Below are 17,084 nucleotides of genomic sequence, written 5' to 3' on the forward strand. Positions count from 1 at the left end.
CTAGAACAGGACGTCGGGCTCCGCGGCTCTCGCCGGTGCCGGACCGTCGTCACGCACGCTCCGCGCCGCGACCCCGGCGAGCTCGTCGGCCCGCTCGTTGAACTCGTCGCCGCGGTGACCGCGGACCCACACGAAGCTGACCGCACCGGGCCGCTGCGCGATCTCGGAGTCGATCGACTGGATCAGGGCGAGGTTCTGCACCGGTCCGCCGGCGGCCGTGCGCCAGCCCTTGCGCTTCCAGCTGTGCACCCACTCCGACGAGCACTTGATCGCGTACTGCGAGTCGGCCTGGATCACCAGCGGCTCGTCGCCCGGGTGCGACCGGATGGCTTCGAGGACCGCCATGAGCTCGGCGACCTGGTTGGTGCCGGACGCGTGACCGCCGCTGGCGCTGCTGCCGTCGTGGTTCGCCCACGCCCAGCCGATCGCCCCGCCGGGGTTGCGCAGGCAGGAGCCGTCCGTGCTGACCGTGATCACGGGAGGGATTCTGCCCTGCCGGCGGAGGGTCCCTGCACCCGAACGGGGGCATTCAGTGCACGAGGGCTCACGTCGGGCGCCGATCCGTCCGATGTGGACGGCATGACGACGTTCGACGACACGGACTTCTTCACCGACGCGTTCACCGGGTTCGGTGCCGACGAAGCGCCCCGGCGTCGGTCGAGCCTGCTCACCGCGCTCGTCCTGGTCGCTGCCGCGGCGCTCGTCGCGGGCGGCATGCTCTGGGTCCGGCTCGGGCAGATCACGGTCGACGTGGACCCCGTGGACCCGGCGACCACGCTCGCCGTCTTCGAGCGGCCCCAGCGCTCCGCGGACGTCGTCGGTGCCGACGACCTCTCCGGCAGCCAGATCGACCCCGACAGCACCCGCCTGCTGGCCACGACGTCCGACACTCGCTACTACGCCGGCGTCTCGCAGAGCAGGCTGCTCTGCGTGCTGACCCTCACGGAGGGCGAGCTGCCGACCACCGGGTGCACGTCGACCGACGGCGGCGTCGTGCGCTTCGGCATCGGCGACGAGCTCATGCTCGTGAACGCAGGAGGACCCGCCCCGGCCGCCGCGGACGGCTGGCACGAGGCGGGCCCCCAGGTGTTCCTGAAGGACTGACGCCGCTCACTCCTGCGGCAGGCGCAGCCGCGCACCGAGCGCCGCGGCGCCGATGACCGCACCCGCGCAGGCGAGCACGATGTCCTTGAGCACGTACTGACCCGTGAGGGTCGGTCCGCCGGCGGGGAACAGCTCGCCGTAGAAGAGCACCACCGGCGACATGATGCCGACCAGTGCCGCGGCGAGGATGACCAGGCCGGTGCGCAGGAACAGTCCCGTGACCAGCGTGAGCCCGATGACGGTCTCCATGATCGCGGTGAGCAGCAGCGCCGCCGTGGGGCCGACGAGGCCGAACGTCAGCGTGCCGATCGTCCGCTCGGCCAGCTCCGCCGCCGGGCTCATGCCGGGGAAGAACTTCAGGACGCCGAAGCCGAGGAACACCAGCCCGAGGCTGATCCGCAGCGCGGTGATGGAGTAGCGGGTCAGCACGGTCGCCAGTCCACCGACCGCGCGGTCGACCATCGAGGCCGGCGGGACGGAGGGGGCGAACGTGTTGCTCGGCACGGGGGCCGACGTCCGTGCCGCGGGTCGCGCTGCGGACGTCAGGGTGCGGGCAGAGGACATGGGACGTGCCTTTCCGGTCGAGACCCCGGGGTCGGGGCGCAGGGTGCCGGGGATCTCCGGCGGGGGCGTGGCTACCGGTCGGTAACGCACGTCCCAGCAGGAGGACGGACGTCCATGTCTGATACGTCCGATTCCTGAACGGCCCCTGTCTTTCACCCGCTGAGGGCGTCCACCACCCTCTTGACGCTCGACGACAGGCCCCACGTCTCGGCCAGCGCGACGAGCGCCGCGGCGTCCGCGACGACGCTCGGCAGCCTGTCGTCGAGCTCCCCCACGGGCGCGTCCGGCGCCACGCGGACCACGGCAGGCGCGACCGCCAGGTAGTCCGCGGCCTCCACGAGGCGCTTCCGCTGCGTCGCCGTCAGCCCGGCGTCCCCCGCGTCGCGCGCGGCGAGGATCCCGTCAAGCGACCCGTACCGGTGCACCAGCTGCGCGGCCGTCTTCTCGCCGATCCCCGGCACGCCCGGCAGCCCGTCGCTCGGGTCCCCGCGCAGCACGGCCATGTCCGCGTAGCCGGGTCCCGACGAGACCGCGTACTTCTCCTGGAGCACCGCCTGGTCGATGGCCATCAGGTCCTTGATGCCCCGGATCGTGTAGAGCACCCGCACGGGCACGCTGTCGTCGACCAGCTGGAACAGGTCCCTGTCCCCCGTGATGACGTCCACGGGCGCGCGGTCCTTCTTGGCCACCTCCCGCGCGACCAGGGTGCCGATCACGTCGTCGGCCTCGTAGCCGGGCACCCCGACGCGCGCGATGCCGAGCGCCTTGAGCACCTCCACGATGATCGGCACCTGCGGCGAGAGCGTGTCCGGCACCTCCTCGACGCCCGTGGTGCCAGGCACCTCGACCGCCACGCGGTGGGCCTTGTACGACGGGATCGCGTCGACCCGGAACTGCGGCCGCCAGTCGTCGTCCCAGCACATGACCAGCCGCGTGGGCCGGTGGTCGGTGACCAGCCGCGCGATCATGTCGAGCAGCCCACGCACCGCGTTCACCGGCGTCCCGTCCGGCGCCTTCACGGAGTCGGGCACCCCGAAGTACGCCCGGAAGTACAACGACGCGGTGTCCAGCAACAACAGCTTCTCGGTCCGCTCACCCATGCCCGCGAGTCTGTCAGCAACCGCCGACCATGTCGTTGACCGCGCGACGAGGCCCGATACCGACTCTGATCACATGCTCGGGGGCATGACGAAGGCCGGTCGGCGTCCCCTCCGACGCCGGCCGGCCTTCGTGCTCTCTCCGCAGGGCTTCCGGGGGGAGTCAGCCCGCCGCGGAGAAGTCCAGCTGGTCGTCGACGACCGCGATGACGCTCCACGTGACGCCGTCGGCGTCCGCGAGCTCGTAGGTGGGCACCAGCACCGACGCCCCGGTCGGCAGCGTCGTCAGCGCGACCCCCAGTCGGGCGGAGACCAGCGTGACCTCCTGCACCGGCCACGCCAGCGGGCTCCCGGCCTCCGGCGTCGCGGGGACGGTCGGCTCGGTCATCTCCGGGGAGACGACGGAGTCGTCGGCCACGCGCATGCCCTCGGCGGCCAGCGGCATCACGCCGCCGCCCGTGACGCCGAACCGCGGGTCGCCCAGGCGTTCGACGGCCTCGGTCGGGCTGACGACGTCGTAGGTGCCCAGCGCGACCATCGGCGCGAGCGGCGCGTACACGGACTGCACGCCGTCGGCGACGACCGTGACGCTCGCCGTGACCCCCGTCAGCTGCCCGTCGAGCGACTGGCTGGCGGTGACGTAGGTGACCTGCGGGCTGGACGGTTCCGTCGAGACCGCGAACTCGTAGCCGGCGGTGTCGATGCCCAGCGAGGCGAGCACGTCCTTCGCCTGCTGCACCGCGGCGTCCCCCGTCGGCGCGTTCACGGGGGTCGGGCACTTGGACTGCCCCCCGTCGATCACCGGCTCCGGGAGCGCGACCCCGCCGTCGGCGGCACCGCCCTCCACCGACTCGCCGCTGTCCGGCGCCGAGACCGCGCAGTTCCACGGGTCCCGCGTCGGGTCGTAGTACGACAGGCTCGCGAGCCCGTCCGGGGACAGGGAGACCGACGGACCGGAGCCGTCGTTCGGGCCCACCGTCCAGGTGCCGTACTCGAGCCGGGGCTCGCCGGCCACGCCGAGCGCTGCCGCCGCCGCGACGACCGTCGCCTCCGAGTACACGCCCGCCGCGTCGAAGCCCCAGGCGCCGCCGGAGCCGCCCTCGGTGGACAGCCCGTCCGCGGTGAACACGGTCCGGCCGCCGTACCAGGGGTACATCAGCTTCGCGGCGTCCGGGCTCCCCGCGGCCATCGACGTCGCGGCCTCGTCCCGGGCGACCTCGGGCCCGGGCGCCTGGCCGAGCGTGATCGCCGGAGCCGACGCCACCGTCTCCGGAGCGTTGTTCACGCCGTACGCGTAGCTGCCCCCGCCGATGACCGCGACGCCGGCGACCGCGGCGGCGATGGAGAGCCAGCGCGGTGCACGACGGTTGCGGCGTGCCGCGAGCTCGTCCTGCGGAGCCGCGACGGTGACACCCGTGCCCTCCGCCACGGCCGCGTACAGCGCCGGCAGGTTCGGCTCGCTGCCCGCGGCGGGGTCGGCCGCCTGGAGGCGGGCGAACGCGACGTCGTCGGTGGGCTCGTTGGTGGTTCGGTCGTCCACGGTGCTGCCTCCTGGTCCGGGGTGCGGTGCTCCTCTACCCCTCATGTGTGCCGAGGGGCCCGCACCTTGCACCTCAGGACTCCGCAGCCGCCCAGACCTCGCGCAACCGGGCCCGCGCACGGCTGAGCGCGGCGTCCGCCCCGCCGCGACCGATGCCGAGCACCTGGGCCAGTGCGTCGCCGGTGAGCCCCTCCCACGCGTTCAGGAGCAGGACCTCGCGGTCGCGGGCGCTGAGGGCGCCGAGCACCTCGCGCACGCGCTCCTCCTGGACCGCACGCACGGCGGGGTCGTCGGAGTCGATCTCGTCCGGCACGTCCGCGACCGGGATCGGGCGTCCCTTGCGGCGGTGGTTGGCGACGACGAACCCCGCGGTGCGGTACAGCCAGGGCAGCTCGGCGCCGTCGGGGACGTCCGCGCGCCGGCGCCACGCGACCGTCAGCACGTCGGCGGCGAGGTCCTCGGCCTCGTCGCGCCCCGCGCGACGGACGACGAAGCGGTGGACCGCGGTCGCGTGCTCGCGGACCAGCGCCTCGAACCAGGCGGCATCGTGCGCGGTGTCTCCGGCGTCCCCGAGGTCGGTCGGCACGTCGCCGGTCTCGCTGTCCGGCGTGCTCGATGTCCGCGACGGCACGGTGCTCCCCTGGTGGTGGTCGGACGTAGGCCTACACCTGCACTCTGTCGCGAGCGCACCAGATCTTGCACGCCCCCGCGGGCGAGTTCTCAGAGGCCGTCGGCCACCACGGCGGTGACGCGCAGCCAGGCGTCGCGGGTGGTGGTGCTCAGGGCGTCGTAGTCGATGGGTCCGCCGGCGACGAGCGCCTTGTCGTGCGGCACGTCCAGGACGGCCCGCGTCAGGGCGCCGAAGTGGGACCGGAGGCGCTTCTGCAGGTCCTTGTCGACCTTGGGCTCCGGCGCCGACAGGACCGTGACCGCGCGGCGGACCGCCTCGTCGTGACCGGTGGCCCGCAGGGCGTCCAGGGCCCAGGCGGCCGACTGCGCGGTGTCCTCGCGGACGGTCGAGACGACGACGATCTGGTCGGCCGCACCCACGGCCGCCTGCCAGTTCGAGGCCCGCATGTTGTTGCCGGTGTCGATCACGAGCACCCGGTAGAAGCGCGAGAGCACCTGGTGCAGCGAGCTGAAGGAGTCGGCGTCGACCGACGACGCGGACGCCGAGTTCTCGTCCGAGGCCAGCACGTCGAACTGCTCGCTCGGCTGCGTGCGGACGAACCCGTCGAGGTCGCCGATCCGGACCGTGCCCTCGGTGCCGAGCGCGGGCAGGGCGTTGAGCAGGTCCACGGCCGTGCGCGTGTGGTCGGCGTGCGACGAGCGCCAGCCGAGGGTGCCGCGGGTCTCGTTGTTGTCCCACGCGAGCGTGTACCCGCCACGCTGCAGCCCGAACGTCGCCGCGAGCATCATCGTGGCGGTCGTCTTGTGGGCGCCGCCCTTGGGGTTGATGACGACGATCGTCTTGGGTCCGTCGAGCGTGCGCCGCACCGAGGTCGCCGCGATCCGCCGACGCCGCTCCACGCGGCCGGGACCGGGCGAGATGCCACCGAACGTCAGCCGCCGGATGCCCGCCTGCCAGCCGTGCTCCGCGGGGCCACCGGTGGCGGCGGGGTGCCGTGCGGCGAGGAGGTCGTCGAGCGTCGGGAGCGACGAGCCGGCCGAGGGCGTGGTCGGGCGCGCTCCGGTCGGTCCAGCGGTGCCGGGGAGGTCGTTGTCCGGGGTCGCCGGGTTCTCGTCCTGCGGTCGGGCGGACGCGCCGCGCGTCGCCGCAGGTCCGCGGGCGGGTGTCGGCGGGGTGACCGTGGAGCTCGCGGGGGGCGGGGTGACCGGCGGGCCGCCCGACGGGGTGGACGGGACGGAGCCGGCGGGCGCCGCCTCGGGGCTGGAGGTGACGGTGGCCGAGGTCGCCGGCCGTCCCGGAGCGGGCTTCGCGTCGACCACCTCGGTCGGGGCGGAGTCGGGCGCGCCATCCGCCGTGTCCCCCGGCGCCTCGTCCACCAGGCCGTCCGGGTGGATCAGCAGCGACCAGACGCCGTCGGGGTCCCGCACCTGCACCGGCACGGGCTGCCCGAGGGACTCCGCGAGCCCGGCGATGCGGCTCGTGATCGCGGCGCCCGCCTCGGCGAGGGTCGCCATGCGCACCCGCTCGATGACCCCGTCGACAGAGATCTCCCCCGTGCCGTCCTCGCGCACCTCGGCGCGGATGTCCGGCAGTCGCGTCGTCGTCGTCGACGAGTTCTGCCCGTCGGTGCGCTCACTCATGGTCTGGTTGCCCCTCGCTTCTGGTCGTCCGCCCCCGAAACTACGCTGCACGGGCCCCGCGCGCACTGTCGAGGCGCAGGCCAGGGCACTGCGAACGCCCGCGGGAGACCCCGTGAGCAGCGGTCAGGGACCTCCGCGTGAGATCCGGCACTGCCGGACATGCCGGGCGTGTCGACCGTTCAGTCGTCGTCCGTACGGACCTCGAACCACACCGTCTTGCCGTCCGCGTGGGTCTGGATGCCCCAGTCGGACGACAGTGCCTCGACGAGCGCCAGCCCGCGGCCGCTCGCGGCGGTCGGTTCCGGGTGGCCCACGGTGGGTGTGCCTCCGCCCGTGTCCCGGACCCCCACGCGGACGGTCGCGCCGTCGATCCGCACCTCGACGCGCACGTCGCCGGCCTCGGGACCGTGCACGACCGCGTTGGAGACGAGCTCGGCCGTGAGCAGCTCGACGACCTGGTTGGAGGCCCCGCCGACGCCGGCGTCGGCGATGGTCCGCATGACCCAGTGCCGGACGGCCCTGGGGGCCGACCGCTCCGCCTGGACGACCAGCTCACCCGCGAGGGTCTGGGCGTCTCGACGGCGCACGCTCGCAGCGCTCCGGAGATCTCGCACATCACCCACCCGCCCAGAGTGCCCGACGCGGTCCGTTCCTGCCTGGGGGGACCACCGACGCGTCCGGGTGAACGGCGCCGCGCGCTCAGGGTCTCTGGCTGACCAGACCCACCAGATTGCCCTCGGAGTCGCGGACGAACGCGTGCCACTCGTCGGTGCCCGCCGGGCCCAGGGTGTCGTCGTCGTGCCGGAAGATCACGTGCGGCTCCGACTCGACCGCCACACCGCGGGCGCGGAGCCGCTCGATCGTCCCGGCGACGTCGTCCACGCGCAGGTAGAGCAGCGCGGAGGGGGCGCCCACGTCGAGCAGCAGCCGGACCCCGTCGAGGTCGAAGAAGAGGAGCCCGGGAGGGTCGAACCGGGCCGTCGGCGGGGCACCGAGCAGGTCCGTGTAGAAGGCGGCGGCGCGGTCGAGGTCCTCCGCGTGCTGCGCCACCTGGACGAGTCCCATGCGTCCATCCTGCCCCTTCTGAGGTACCTCAGACGAGGACGCCCCCACCTCAGTCCCCCCGGGCCCCGCCTCAGACGGACCTCGGCCCGATCACCCCCTCAGGACCCGTCGACCGACCGATCCGGCGACCCACCCCTCACGACCAGAGTCGTGGTTGTCAACGAGAGCCGGGCAGATCGTCCGGCGTTCATGAGGAGGACACCATGGCTGACTTCTGGGGACCCGCCCTCGACGCCGAGCTCGCCTACCGCCACGAGCGCCTGTTCACGGCGCTGCGCGGAATCCCGGAGCGGGAGGACGGTGCCGACGCGGCTGACGCGCTCGCCGCCACCGCCCGGCCCGACGGCTCGCTGCGGCCCGTGCAGCCCACGCACCCGTTGGTGAGTGCGGCGCGTGGGTGGCTGCTGCGAGGATCGGAGACATGGCACGCGGCTCGATGAGCACACCCTTCGTCGCCCGCGCGCTGCAGGTCGACCAGCTCACGCTGGCGCTGCAGCGCGCGGGCGTCGGCGAGCCGTCGACCGTCCTGATCGGGGCGGACGCCGGCGTCGGAAAGACCCGCCTGCTGCGGCACGTCGCCGAGCTGGCCGACGCCGCCGGAGCGCGGGTCGTCGTGGCGCACTGCGTGGACCTCGGCGAGATCGGCCTGCCGTACCTCCCGTTCGCGGAGGCGCTGTCGCAGCTGCACGCGCTGGACCCCGAGGCGGTGGACGCGGTCGTCGCCAACCGTCCGGCGCTCACCCGGCTGCTGCCCGGCCCGTCGGGCTCGGCGACCGCCCCCGACGACCAGGCGAACCGGCTCCAGCTGTTCGACGGCCTGGTGGAGGCGCTCAGCGCGGTCGGCAGTCCGGGGCACCCGCTCCTGCTCGTCCTCGAGGACCTGCACTGGGCGGACGCCTCGAGCCGCGACGTGCTGCGGTTCCTCGTCTCGCGGCTGCGCGACCAGCACCTGCTCGTGGTCGCCAGCTACCGCACGGACGACCTGCACCGACGCCACCCGTGGCGGCCGGTCGCCACGGAGCTCAGTCGCCATCCCCGGGTGGAGCGGCTCGACCTGTCCCCGTTCACCGACGACGAGCTCCGCGAGTTCACCACCGCGCTGTCCGGTGCCCCGCTGACCGAGTCCACGCTGCGCCGGGTCATCGACCGCTCGGAGGGCAACGCGTACTTCGCCGAGGAGCTGCTGGAGGCCGGGGCGGAGGCAGACGAGCTGCCGTGGTCCCTCGCCGACGTGCTGCGCGCCCGGCTGGAGCTGCTCGACCCGTCGGTGCAGCGCCTGGCCCGCATCGCGTCCGCCGCCGGCCGTCGCGTGTCGGAGCCGCTCCTGCGGGCGGCGGTCGCCGCGGACGCGGACCGGCAGCTGACCGCGCCCGGCGCGTTCGACACCGCGCTCCGCGAGGCCGTCGCCCACCACGTGCTGGTCGGCGAGGACGAGCTCATCGCGTTCCGGCACGCCCTGCTGGCGGAGGCCGTCTACACCGACCTGCTCCCCGGCGAGCAGTCGTCCCTGCACCGGGCGTACCTGCGGGTGCTGCGCGACGACCCCACGCTCGGACCGTCCTCGCAGCTGGCCTCGCACGCGCTGCGCGCACCGGACCTGCCCACCGCCCTGCGCGCCTCCCTCGACGCGGCCGACCAGGCACGCGAGGTGCTCGCACCCGCGGAGGAGCTGCGACACCTGGAGGTGGTCCTCCGGCTCTGGGAGGCCGTCCCGGAGGTCACGGTCTCGCTCGGCACCGACCACATCGACGTGCTCGTCGCTGCTGCCGCGGCCGCGAGCCGCGCCGGACAGGTGGACCGCTCGGTGCAGCTGGCCCGCGCGGCCGTCGAGGAGACGGCGTCGGACGTTCCGCGGCAGGCGCACCTGCGCACCGGCCTCGCGCGGTACCTGCTGGGGATGGAGAGCGTGCACGACGCCCTCGAGCAGTCGTCGCGCGCGCTCGCCGACCTCCCGGACGCCCCGACACCGGAACGCGCCTGGGCCCTGGCCACGTACGCCCGCAGCGCGCTGAACGCGGACCTGGACGACGAGGCCGTGGCCAGCGCCACCCGCGCGGTGGAGCTGGCGCGGGAGGCCGGCGCGGCGGACGCCGAGTCGGACGCGCTGACCACGCTGGCCGTGCTGGTGGTCGACGACGAGGACCGCGCGGCCGAGCTGCTGACCAGCGCGCTCGCCCGGGCACGGGAGGCGTGCGACTACGCGACCGAGCTGCGCACCATGTACAACCTCGCGAGCAACCGCTACTACGCGGGGGACCTGCCCGGCGCCACACAGGTCACGGCCGACGGGGTGGAACGCGCCCGGTCCCTCGGGATGACGTGGAGCGTCTACGGCGTCGAGCTGCACATGTTCACGCAGCTCATCCGGTACGTGTCGGGTGACCTGCGCGCCGCGTCGATCGGCGCCGTCCCCGACGAGCTGGCCGACACGCTCATCGCCGTAAACCTGTACGCGGCGGCGGCCCGCGGGGACGCCGACGCCGCCGAGCGCGGGCACGCCCTGGAGCCCAGCTGGTCCAAGGACGGGCTGATCGCCCTGGTGGCCGGTGGCTGCACGATCGACGCGCACACGTGGCGCGGGGAGCTCGAGGACGCGATCGCGCTGGCGCTGCGCCTGCTCGAGCACCTGTGGCGCGCGTGGTCGGACTACTTCCTGGGCGGCATCTGGCTGGTGGCGCTGGCCTTGAGCGCGCTGGCCGACGCCGCCCAGCAGGAACGCCTGCTCGGTCGGGACGTCTCGGAGCGGCTGGCCCTCGGCGACCGCCTGCTGGAGCGCGCCCGGACGACGGCGGAACGCGGCCGGCCGCGCGGGGGGCGCCTCGGCCCCGAGGGACGGGCATGGTTGGCACGCGCGCACGCCGAGCACTCGCGGCTGGCGGGCACCAACGACGTGGACCTGTGGCGCGCGACCGTCGCCGAGTTCGACTACGGCTACCGCTACGAGGTGGCGCGCAGCCGGTTCCGGCTGGCGGAGGCGCTGCTGGAGAACGGCGACCGGGAGGCCGCGCGCGACGAGGCCGGGATCGCGCTGGCCGAGGCGGACGCGATGGGAGCGGTGCCGCTGGCGACGGCCGTCCGGGGGCTCGCGCGGCGCGGCCGGCTCGACCTGCCCGGCGTCCGGGTGGGCGGCGTCGACGTGCTGACAGCACGGGAGGCCGAGGTGCTCGCGCTCGTCGCGCAGGGGCTGTCCAACCGGCAGATCGGGGAGAAGCTCTTCATCTCCGGCAAGACCGTGTCGGTGCACATCTCCAACCTGCTGGCGAAGCTCGGGGTCTCGGGCCGCGCCGAGGCCGTGTCGGTCGCCCACCAGCGAGGGCTGATCGGTGCGGGCTGACCTGGGCACGGACCGACGCCTCCCCTTAGGTTGAGGACCATGTCGCCGTCGAAGACCCCCGCGGTCGAGCTCGAGGTGCGCGGTCGGACCGTGCGGGTCAGCAGCCCGGACAAGCCCTACTTCCCGGAGCGCGGGCTCACCAAGCTCGACGTCGTCCAGTACTTCGTGTCCGTGGGCGACGGCATCCTCGGCGCCCTGCTGGACCGGCCGACCACGCTGGAGCGCTGGCCCAAGGGCGTGTTCGAGGGCGCCAAGCTGGCCACCCGGATGGACTCGACCGGCGACGCGTTCTACCAGAAGCGTGTCCCGCAGGGCGCCCCCGAGTACGTGAAGACCGCCCGCATCACGTTCCCGAGCGGACGGACCGCCGACGAGGTGGCGCCGAGCGAGCTGGCCGTCGTCGCGTGGGCCGCCAACCTGGGCACGCTGACGTTCCACCCGTGGCCGGTGCTCGGCGAGGACGTCGACTCCCCCGACCAGATCCGGATCGACCTGGACCCGCAGCCCGGCACCGACTTCTCCGACGCCGCCCGCGTCGCGCCCCACGTGCGGGAGCTGCTGTCCGAGCACGGGCTGGAGGGGACGCCCAAGACGTCGGGCGGCCGGGGCATCCACGTCTTCGTGCCGATCGAGCCACGCTGGTCGTTCGTCGACGCGCGCCGGGCCACCATCGCGTTCGGTCGCGAGCTGGAGCGGCGCCTGCCCGAGGCGGTCACCATGAAGTGGTGGAAGGAGGAGCGCGGCGCCAAGATCTTCGTCGACTACAACCAGATGGCCCGCGACCGCACCATCGCGTCCGCCTACTCGATCCGCACCAACCCGCGCGCCACGGTCTCCGCCCCGCTGCGCTGGGACGAGGTCGCGGACGTGCACCCGAACGACTTCGACGTGACGACGATGCCGGCCCGGTTCGCCGAGGTCGGGGACCTGTTCGCCCCGCTGGTCGCGCACGCGGCACCGCGGTACACCATCGAGTCGCTCCTGGAGCTGGCCGACCGCCAGGAGACCGACCACGGCGAGGGCGACCTGCCCTACCCGCCGGAGTACCCGAAGATGCCGGGCGAGCCCAAGCGCGTGCAGCCGAGCAAGGACCGTGACCGCCCCCGCTGAGCCCACGGACGGCATCGTCTATGCGTCCGCGCGCGGCCGATGGGTGCTGTTCGCGACCGTCCTCGGCTCCGCGATCGCGTTCATCGACGCCACCGTGGTCACGATCGCCCTGCCGACCATCGCCGACGACCTCGACGCCACCACGGCCGACCTGCAGTGGACGGTCAACGCGTACGCCCTGACGCTCGCGGCGTTCCTGCTGCTGGGTGGCTCGCTCGGGGACCGGTTCGGCCGGCGCAGGGTGTTCCTCGTCGGGGTCGTCTGGTTCGCGGTCGCGTCCCTGCTCTGCGCGGTGGCACCGACCATCGGGGCCTTGAACGCGGCACGCGCTCTGCAGGGGGTCGGCGGCGCCCTGCTCACCCCGGGCTCGCTGGCCATCCTCCAGTCGACGTTCAGCGGTCCGGACCGCGGGCGCGCGATCGGTGCCTGGTCCGGGCTCGGCGGCATCGCGGGGGCGGTCGCCCCGTTCCTCGGCGGCTGGATCGTCGAGGTCACCACCTGGCGGTGGATCTTCGGCATCAACCTGCCCCTGGCCGCGGCGGTCGTCGCGGTGACGATGCGGCACGTGCCGGAGAGCGCGGACGCGAGCGCGGTCAAGAAGCTCGACGTCGCCGGCACGGTGCTCGGCGCCCTGGGGCTGGCCGGTCTCACCTACGGGTTCACGGCATGGACGGAGAGCGGGACCCCCGACGCGCTGGTCGTCGGCACGCTGGCGTTCGGCGTCGTCGCGATGGTGGCGTTCGTCGTCGTCGAGTCCCGCGCGAGCGCGCCGCTGCTGCCGCCTGCCCTGTTCCGGTGGCGGCCGTTCTCGGGCACCAACGCCGCCACGCTGCTCATCTACGCCGCGATCTCGGGGCTGTTCTTCTTCCTCGTCGTGACCCTGCAGGTGGTGGCCGGCTACTCGCCGCTGGCGGCCGGTCTGGCACCGCTCCCCGTCACCGTGCTCATGCTCCTGCTGTCCCCGCGGGCGGGTGCGCTGAGCACGATCATGGGCCCGAAGATCCCGATGACGGTCGGCCCGCTGGTGTGCGCGGTCGGCGCGGTGATGCTCTCCGGTATCGGACCTGACGAGCCGTACCTCACACACGTCCTGCCCGGGATCCTCGTGTTCGGGCTCGGGCTCTCGGCCACCGTGGCGCCGCTGACGACGACCGCGCTGGCGGCCGCACCCGACCACCTGGCCGGCGTGGCCAGCGGCGTCAACAACGCGGTCGCCCGGGTGGCCGGCCTGCTGGCGATCGCGGTCCTGCCGCTGGCGGCGGGCGTCGGCTCGTCGCTCACCGACCCGACCACCCTGGAACCGGCCCACCGGATCGCGATGCTCGTGTGCGCCGGCCTGTTGGCCGGCGGCGGGGTGATCGCGCTGCTCACGGTCCCGTCGAGCGCCGACGCGGTGCGGCCGGTGGACGTGGTCTGAGGTCAGCCCCGGTACTCGAAGTGCCAGTACTCCGGGTTGGAGCCGTTCCGCCCGGCCCACGACGGGGAGACCCACCCGTACGACGGCCCGTTGCTGACCAGCCAGCTGCGCTGCGGGGTGTCCCAGCCGTACTCGCACGGGAGCTCCGGCACGTCCAGCGCGAGGCCGGTCCCGTGCGTCGAGGTCCCCGGGGTCGCGGCGACCGAGCCGAGCGCCGCGCGCATGGCCACCTGGGTGTCGTAGTCGCGGTAGGTGAGGTCGAGGTCGAGGTTGTGCCCGAAGGCCGCCCGGAAGGCCGTGTTCAGCCGCTCGAGCGCGGCCGCGGCCGAGTTCTTCAGGTAGTACGGCGTGCCGTGCGGGTCGACGTCCCAGCTGATCGCCGAGAGCGCCTCGGGGGGCAGCTTGCCGTTGGACCCGTCGCCGCCGGCGGTCGCGGGAGACGTGTAGAACGGCGGGCCGGAGTAGGTGGTCCCGCACGAGGGGGTGGACGTGGCCGGCTTGCCCGGGGTCGCCTTCGGGACGGTAGGTCGGGCGGCCGCCGCAGCAGCAGCAGCGGCCTGCTCCTGCACCCACGTGTCGTGCGCCGCGACGACCACGGCGTCGGAGGCGGCGAGCCGCGCGGCGAGCGCGCGCAGGGACGTCGCGCTCTCGCCGGTGGCCGCGAGCGCCGTGTCGGCCGCGGCGAGCTCCCCCGCGAGCGCCTGGCGGAGCGCGTCGTCGCCGATCTTCCCGTCGCTGGTCGTGAGCGTGGCGCGGGCGTGCTCGGCGGCGACCGCGAGCGCGGCGCTGGCGTCGGTGCGGACCGCGGCTGCCCGGGTGCTCGCGGCCTCGGACTCCCGCGCCTGCAGCGCGTCGGCGTCGAGCACCTGGGCCGCGAGGGCGTCGGCCGAGCGCTCCTGCGCGGACGCCTGCTCGGCGGCCACGCGGTCCTCGTGCTCCGTCCACGCCCACGCGCTCCCCGCACCACCGACCAGCAGGACGGCGGTGACGGCGGCGACGATGCTGCGCGAGGGTCGGCGGATGGGGTTCTCCTGGGCGTCGGGCGGTCAGGACCGGCAGCCAGGGTAGCCTCCCGCTCCCCGCAGCCGCCCGTCCGAGTGCCGCCGCCATCCGGTGGAACCGCCGTCGGCGCCCTCAAGAACCCCCGCCCGCGGGCCGATCCCGCACCCATGACCGAGGTGCGCCAGACGCTGTCCCTTCCCGCGTCGGACGCCCACGAGATCGTCCCCGGCGTGCGGCCCCTGACCGCCGAGGAGACGGGCCACCTCGACCGCGCGCGCACCCACCTGCGGGCCAGCGGGGTCGACCTGGCCGACGCCCGGGCGGTCGGTGCCCTGCTGCACACCATGCGGTCGCGGTGGGCCGTCGGACCGGCAGCAGGAGTCCCGCAGGCGACGGTCATGGCGCTCGGCGTCGGCGTCGGGGACCTGATCGTCCACCGGGTGCCGGGCGCGCGCTGGGCCCTCCGCACCAAGGGGCCGGCCCCGACTCCGACGGTCGTCTCCGCGTCGGGCACGGACGCGGCCCTGCCGCTGGCGGACGTCGCCGCGCGCTGGCAGACCGGGTGCGGACCGGAGTGGGTCGCCGAGTACGTCGCCGCGGCCGCCGCCCACCTCGCGGCCGACGCGGGTCACGAGGTGCCGAACCCGCGAAGGCCGTCCCCGAACGCCTTCCGCACCCCCGCCGACCTCCCCTTCCCCCCGTCGCCCGCGGCGCAGGACATCGCCCTCGGGGTGCTCGACCAGGTGCTCGAGGCCGCCCTGACCCCGGGGCGTGCCGCCGTGCCGTTCGCGGTCGTCGACGGAGGCCCGGCACAGGACCCCGCCGTGCGTTCCTTCGACGGCGAGGCCGACGCCCGCGCGTGGGTCCGCGGCTCGGGCGCTGCGCGGGCCGCGGTCGCCTGGTTCGGGCAGCTCCCGACGGCCGGCTCCTCCGAGCCTGCGGTCCTGGTCGAGGCCTCCGACGCCGGTGCCCCCAGCCTCGTCGTCGCGCACCGCTACGTCGCCGCCACGGCGGGAGACGACGGGCGGGCACGAGCCGTCGGCGGCCCGCTCGTCCTCGGGCAAGCCGCGCCCCTGCTCTGAGGCGTGGTTAGTCTGCGACGTGCGCTCCCCTGACCGGGAGCGACCGCAGTCCGAGGAGGAACCCATGCGTTTTCGCACCACGGTGGAGCTCAGCGGGAAGTCCGCGACCGGCCTGCCCGTGCCCGACGAGGTGGTCGCGGCGATGGACCGGGGAGCACGGTTCCCCGTCGTCGTGACGATCAACGGCTTCTCGTACCGGAGCACCGTGACGCCGTACCGCGGGAAGACGATGCTCCCGCTCAGCTCCGAGAACCGCTCGGGGGCCGGTGTCGAGGCCGGCCAGGAGATCGACGTCGACATCGAGCACGACGACGCCCCGCGCACGGTCGAGGTTCCCGACGACCTCGCGGCGGCCCTCGGCGGGCCTGCCCGCGCCGCGTTCGACGCGCTCTCGGTCAGCAGGCAGCGCGCGATCGTCGACCCGATCGAGGCGGCCAAGACCCCGGAGACGCGCGAGCGCCGGATCGCGAAGGCGGTCGACGAGCTGGGCGTCGGCTAGGACTGAGCGCGTACCGGGTACCACCGCGACCCGAACCGCCGGGTCACGCTGCGGCCGCTGATGTCCGCGAGCTCGTCGAGGCGGGCGAGCACGGCCCAACCGACGCGGCGGGCGGTCTGGTCGTCGTCGGCCTGGAACCGCACGGTCACCCGGGCCTGGCCCCGCACGACCGCGACGTCGTGGGCCTCGACCGTGGTCATCGCCTCGGCGGTCGCGACGGCCTGCGGGAGCACGTCCGGCGCGGACACCCCGGGTTGCAGCAGACCGATGGCGGCGGTCACGCGGTAGGACGGCACGTCAGCTCTTGATCTCGGCCCCGCCCATGATGGCGGTCACGTGCACGACGAGCTCCGGGGCCCCGTCCTCGAGCGGGAGCGTCGTCTTGTCGTCCCAGCCGCCCAGCAGCGGCAGCCCGCTGGTGCGCACGCGCCACGTGGGTGGCACCTTGACCTCGACGCCGCCCCAGAGCGCGAAGATCGCGATCTCCGCCCTGTCGACGATGTCCGCCTCGCGCAGGTCCACCTCGATGCCGCCCATGATCGCCGTCAGGCTGCCGCCCTTGAACTGCCGCGACCGCGTCTTGCGCTGGGTCCCCCACCAGAACACCGTCGAGTTGATCGTGTCGTCGTCCATCGAGCGGCTGCCGATGCTCGTGATCAGGGACAGCCCGACCAGGATGATCGCGACCGGCCAGAGGATCTCCCACAGGTGCACGTCGAGGATGTCGAGCGTCTGGAGCAGGAAGAACACCCCGACCGCGATGATCACGCTCGGACCGAGCCACGCCCGCGGGACGGTCACCAGCGCCACGAGCCCGACACCGATCACGGCCAGCGGCCACCAGTCGGCGACGAGCTGCCCGAAGTCCACGGTGATGACGTCGAGCTGGGTCAGGAGGGCGATCACCCCGACCGCGACGATGAGGCTGCCGAGGAACACCTGCAGGGGAGGGCGACGATCCATGGGCGTCACGCTAGCGGGCTGCCGTGGTGCTGGTCA

The 17,084-nt window shown here is 74.2% G+C and carries 18 protein-coding genes; 7 read left to right on the forward strand and 11 right to left on the reverse strand.

All coding sequences use genetic code 11. The annotated features are described in order from the left end of the window. Positions 1–477, reverse strand: a complete 477-nt coding sequence (locus tag ASD18_RS00865; RefSeq protein ID WP_056085773.1) for a ribonuclease H — start codon at positions 475–477, stop codon at positions 1–3. A 102-nt stretch (positions 478–579) separates the two neighbouring features. On the opposite strand from ASD18_RS00865, the gene ASD18_RS00870 reads away from it, so the two are divergent. Next, positions 580–1,104: a hypothetical protein gene (locus tag ASD18_RS00870; RefSeq protein WP_156387831.1), complete on the forward strand. Its 525-nt coding sequence runs from the start codon at positions 580–582 to the stop codon at positions 1,102–1,104. A 6-nt stretch (positions 1,105–1,110) separates the two neighbouring features. Here the strand turns inward: ASD18_RS00870 and ASD18_RS00875 are convergent, their stop codons facing one another. The 7 genes from ASD18_RS00875 to ASD18_RS00905 form a co-directional block, all read right to left on the reverse strand. Beyond that, positions 1,111–1,668 (reverse strand): DoxX family protein, encoded by a 558-nt coding sequence (locus ASD18_RS00875; RefSeq protein WP_235522207.1) that lies wholly within the window; start codon positions 1,666–1,668, stop codon positions 1,111–1,113. Positions 1,669–1,820: 152 nt separating this feature from the next. Continuing rightward, the gene (locus tag ASD18_RS00880) at positions 1,821–2,768 is read right to left on the reverse strand and encodes a 5'-3' exonuclease (protein ID WP_056085775.1); all 948 of its coding nucleotides are present in this window, start codon (positions 2,766–2,768) and stop codon (positions 1,821–1,823) included. Between the two features lie 160 nt (positions 2,769–2,928). Further along, positions 2,929–4,305, reverse strand: a complete 1,377-nt coding sequence (locus ASD18_RS00885) for a hypothetical protein (protein ID WP_056085776.1) — start codon at positions 4,303–4,305, stop codon at positions 2,929–2,931. 73 nt (positions 4,306–4,378) lie between these two features. Next, positions 4,379–4,936, reverse strand: coding sequence for an RNA polymerase sigma factor (locus ASD18_RS00890; protein ID WP_369817240.1), 558 nt, complete (start codon positions 4,934–4,936; stop codon positions 4,379–4,381). 89 nt (positions 4,937–5,025) lie between these two features. Further along, complete coding sequence (locus ASD18_RS00895; RefSeq protein WP_056085777.1) at positions 5,026–6,576, reverse strand: chromosome partitioning protein; 1,551 nt, start codon at positions 6,574–6,576, stop codon at positions 5,026–5,028. 179 nt (positions 6,577–6,755) lie between these two features. After that, on the reverse strand, positions 6,756–7,163 hold the full coding sequence (locus ASD18_RS00900; protein WP_235522208.1) for an ATP-binding protein: 408 nt from the start codon (positions 7,161–7,163) through the stop codon (positions 6,756–6,758). A gap of 112 nt (positions 7,164–7,275) precedes the next feature. Next, positions 7,276–7,641: a VOC family protein gene (locus ASD18_RS00905; RefSeq protein ID WP_056085779.1), complete on the reverse strand. Its 366-nt coding sequence runs from the start codon at positions 7,639–7,641 to the stop codon at positions 7,276–7,278. Between the two features lie 203 nt (positions 7,642–7,844). Between ASD18_RS00905 and ASD18_RS00910 the strand changes: the two genes are divergently transcribed. The 4 genes from ASD18_RS00910 to ASD18_RS00925 are packed head-to-tail and all read left to right on the forward strand — an operon-like array spanning position 7,845 to position 13,502. Then, positions 7,845–8,081, forward strand: a complete 237-nt coding sequence (locus tag ASD18_RS00910; protein WP_056085780.1) for a hypothetical protein — start codon at positions 7,845–7,847, stop codon at positions 8,079–8,081. Next, positions 8,063–10,975 carry a helix-turn-helix transcriptional regulator gene (locus tag ASD18_RS21720; protein ID WP_304438210.1) on the forward strand — a complete coding sequence of 971 codons (2,913 nt, stop codon included), beginning with the start codon at positions 8,063–8,065 and terminating at the stop codon, positions 10,973–10,975. The genes ASD18_RS00910 and ASD18_RS21720 overlap by 19 nt, the downstream gene beginning before the upstream one ends. A 39-nt stretch (positions 10,976–11,014) precedes the next feature. Further along, positions 11,015–12,085 carry a DNA polymerase domain-containing protein gene (locus ASD18_RS00920; protein ID WP_056085781.1) on the forward strand — a complete coding sequence of 357 codons (1,071 nt, stop codon included), beginning with the start codon at positions 11,015–11,017 and terminating at the stop codon, positions 12,083–12,085. After that, complete coding sequence (locus tag ASD18_RS00925) at positions 12,069–13,502, forward strand: MFS transporter (RefSeq protein ID WP_056085782.1); 1,434 nt, start codon at positions 12,069–12,071, stop codon at positions 13,500–13,502. Before ASD18_RS00920 ends, ASD18_RS00925 begins: the two co-directional genes overlap by 17 nt. Before the next feature lie 2 nt (positions 13,503–13,504). On the opposite strand, the gene ASD18_RS00930 is transcribed toward ASD18_RS00925, so the two are convergent. Continuing rightward, entirely contained in the window at positions 13,505–14,425 is a 921-nt protein-coding gene (locus ASD18_RS00930; RefSeq protein ID WP_235522209.1) for a D-alanyl-D-alanine carboxypeptidase family protein, read from the reverse strand. A gap of 246 nt (positions 14,426–14,671) precedes the next feature. Between ASD18_RS00930 and ASD18_RS00935 the strand changes: the two genes are divergently transcribed. Together ASD18_RS00935 and ASD18_RS00940 are read left to right on the forward strand one after the other, a co-directional pair. Next, positions 14,672–15,586, forward strand: coding sequence for a hypothetical protein (locus ASD18_RS00935; protein WP_056085784.1), 915 nt, complete (start codon positions 14,672–14,674; stop codon positions 15,584–15,586). 64 nt (positions 15,587–15,650) lie between these two features. After that, complete coding sequence (locus tag ASD18_RS00940; protein ID WP_056085785.1) at positions 15,651–16,085, forward strand: YdeI/OmpD-associated family protein; 435 nt, start codon at positions 15,651–15,653, stop codon at positions 16,083–16,085. Here ASD18_RS00940 and ASD18_RS00945 read toward each other — a convergent pair. Together ASD18_RS00945 and ASD18_RS00950 are read right to left on the reverse strand one after the other, a co-directional pair. Further along, a complete protein-coding gene (locus tag ASD18_RS00945) occupies positions 16,082–16,381 on the reverse strand; it encodes a hypothetical protein (protein ID WP_056085786.1) in 300 nt (99 codons plus the stop codon). The genes ASD18_RS00940 and ASD18_RS00945 overlap by 4 nt on opposite strands. 1 nt (position 16,382) lies before the next feature. After that, positions 16,383–17,048, reverse strand: a complete 666-nt coding sequence (locus ASD18_RS00950) for a LiaI-LiaF-like domain-containing protein (RefSeq protein ID WP_056085787.1) — start codon at positions 17,046–17,048, stop codon at positions 16,383–16,385. Positions 17,049–17,084: the final 36 nt, after the last annotated feature.

The organism is Cellulomonas sp. Root137, from assembly GCF_001426725.1.
Classification (GTDB): Bacteria; Actinomycetota; Actinomycetes; order Actinomycetales; family Cellulomonadaceae; genus Cellulomonas.

Bases quoted from the DNA above. Each gene is read 5' to 3' on its own strand.
- ASD18_RS00920 (WP_056085781.1), top strand. From the start codon at position 11,015: ATGTCGCCGTCGAAGACCCCCGCGGTCGAGCTCGAGGTGCGCGGTCGG.
- ASD18_RS00870 (WP_156387831.1), top strand. From the start codon at position 580: ATGACGACGTTCGACGACACGGACTTCTTCACCGACGCGTTCACCGGG.
- ASD18_RS00905 (WP_056085779.1), bottom strand. From the start codon at position 7,641: ATGGGACTCGTCCAGGTGGCGCAGCACGCGGAGGACCTCGACCGCGCC.
- ASD18_RS00940 (WP_056085785.1), top strand. From the start codon at position 15,651: ATGCGTTTTCGCACCACGGTGGAGCTCAGCGGGAAGTCCGCGACCGGC.
- ASD18_RS00895 (WP_056085777.1), bottom strand. From the start codon at position 6,576: ATGAGTGAGCGCACCGACGGGCAGAACTCGTCGACGACGACGACGCGA.
- ASD18_RS00935 (WP_056085784.1), top strand. From the start codon at position 14,672: ATGACCGAGGTGCGCCAGACGCTGTCCCTTCCCGCGTCGGACGCCCAC.
- ASD18_RS21720 (WP_304438210.1), top strand. From the start codon at position 8,063: ATGGCACGCGGCTCGATGAGCACACCCTTCGTCGCCCGCGCGCTGCAG.
- ASD18_RS00950 (WP_056085787.1), bottom strand. From the start codon at position 17,048: ATGGATCGTCGCCCTCCCCTGCAGGTGTTCCTCGGCAGCCTCATCGTC.
- ASD18_RS00910 (WP_056085780.1), top strand. From the start codon at position 7,845: ATGGCTGACTTCTGGGGACCCGCCCTCGACGCCGAGCTCGCCTACCGC.
- ASD18_RS00875 (WP_235522207.1), bottom strand. From the start codon at position 1,668: ATGTCCTCTGCCCGCACCCTGACGTCCGCAGCGCGACCCGCGGCACGG.
- ASD18_RS00880 (WP_056085775.1), bottom strand. From the start codon at position 2,768: ATGGGTGAGCGGACCGAGAAGCTGTTGTTGCTGGACACCGCGTCGTTG.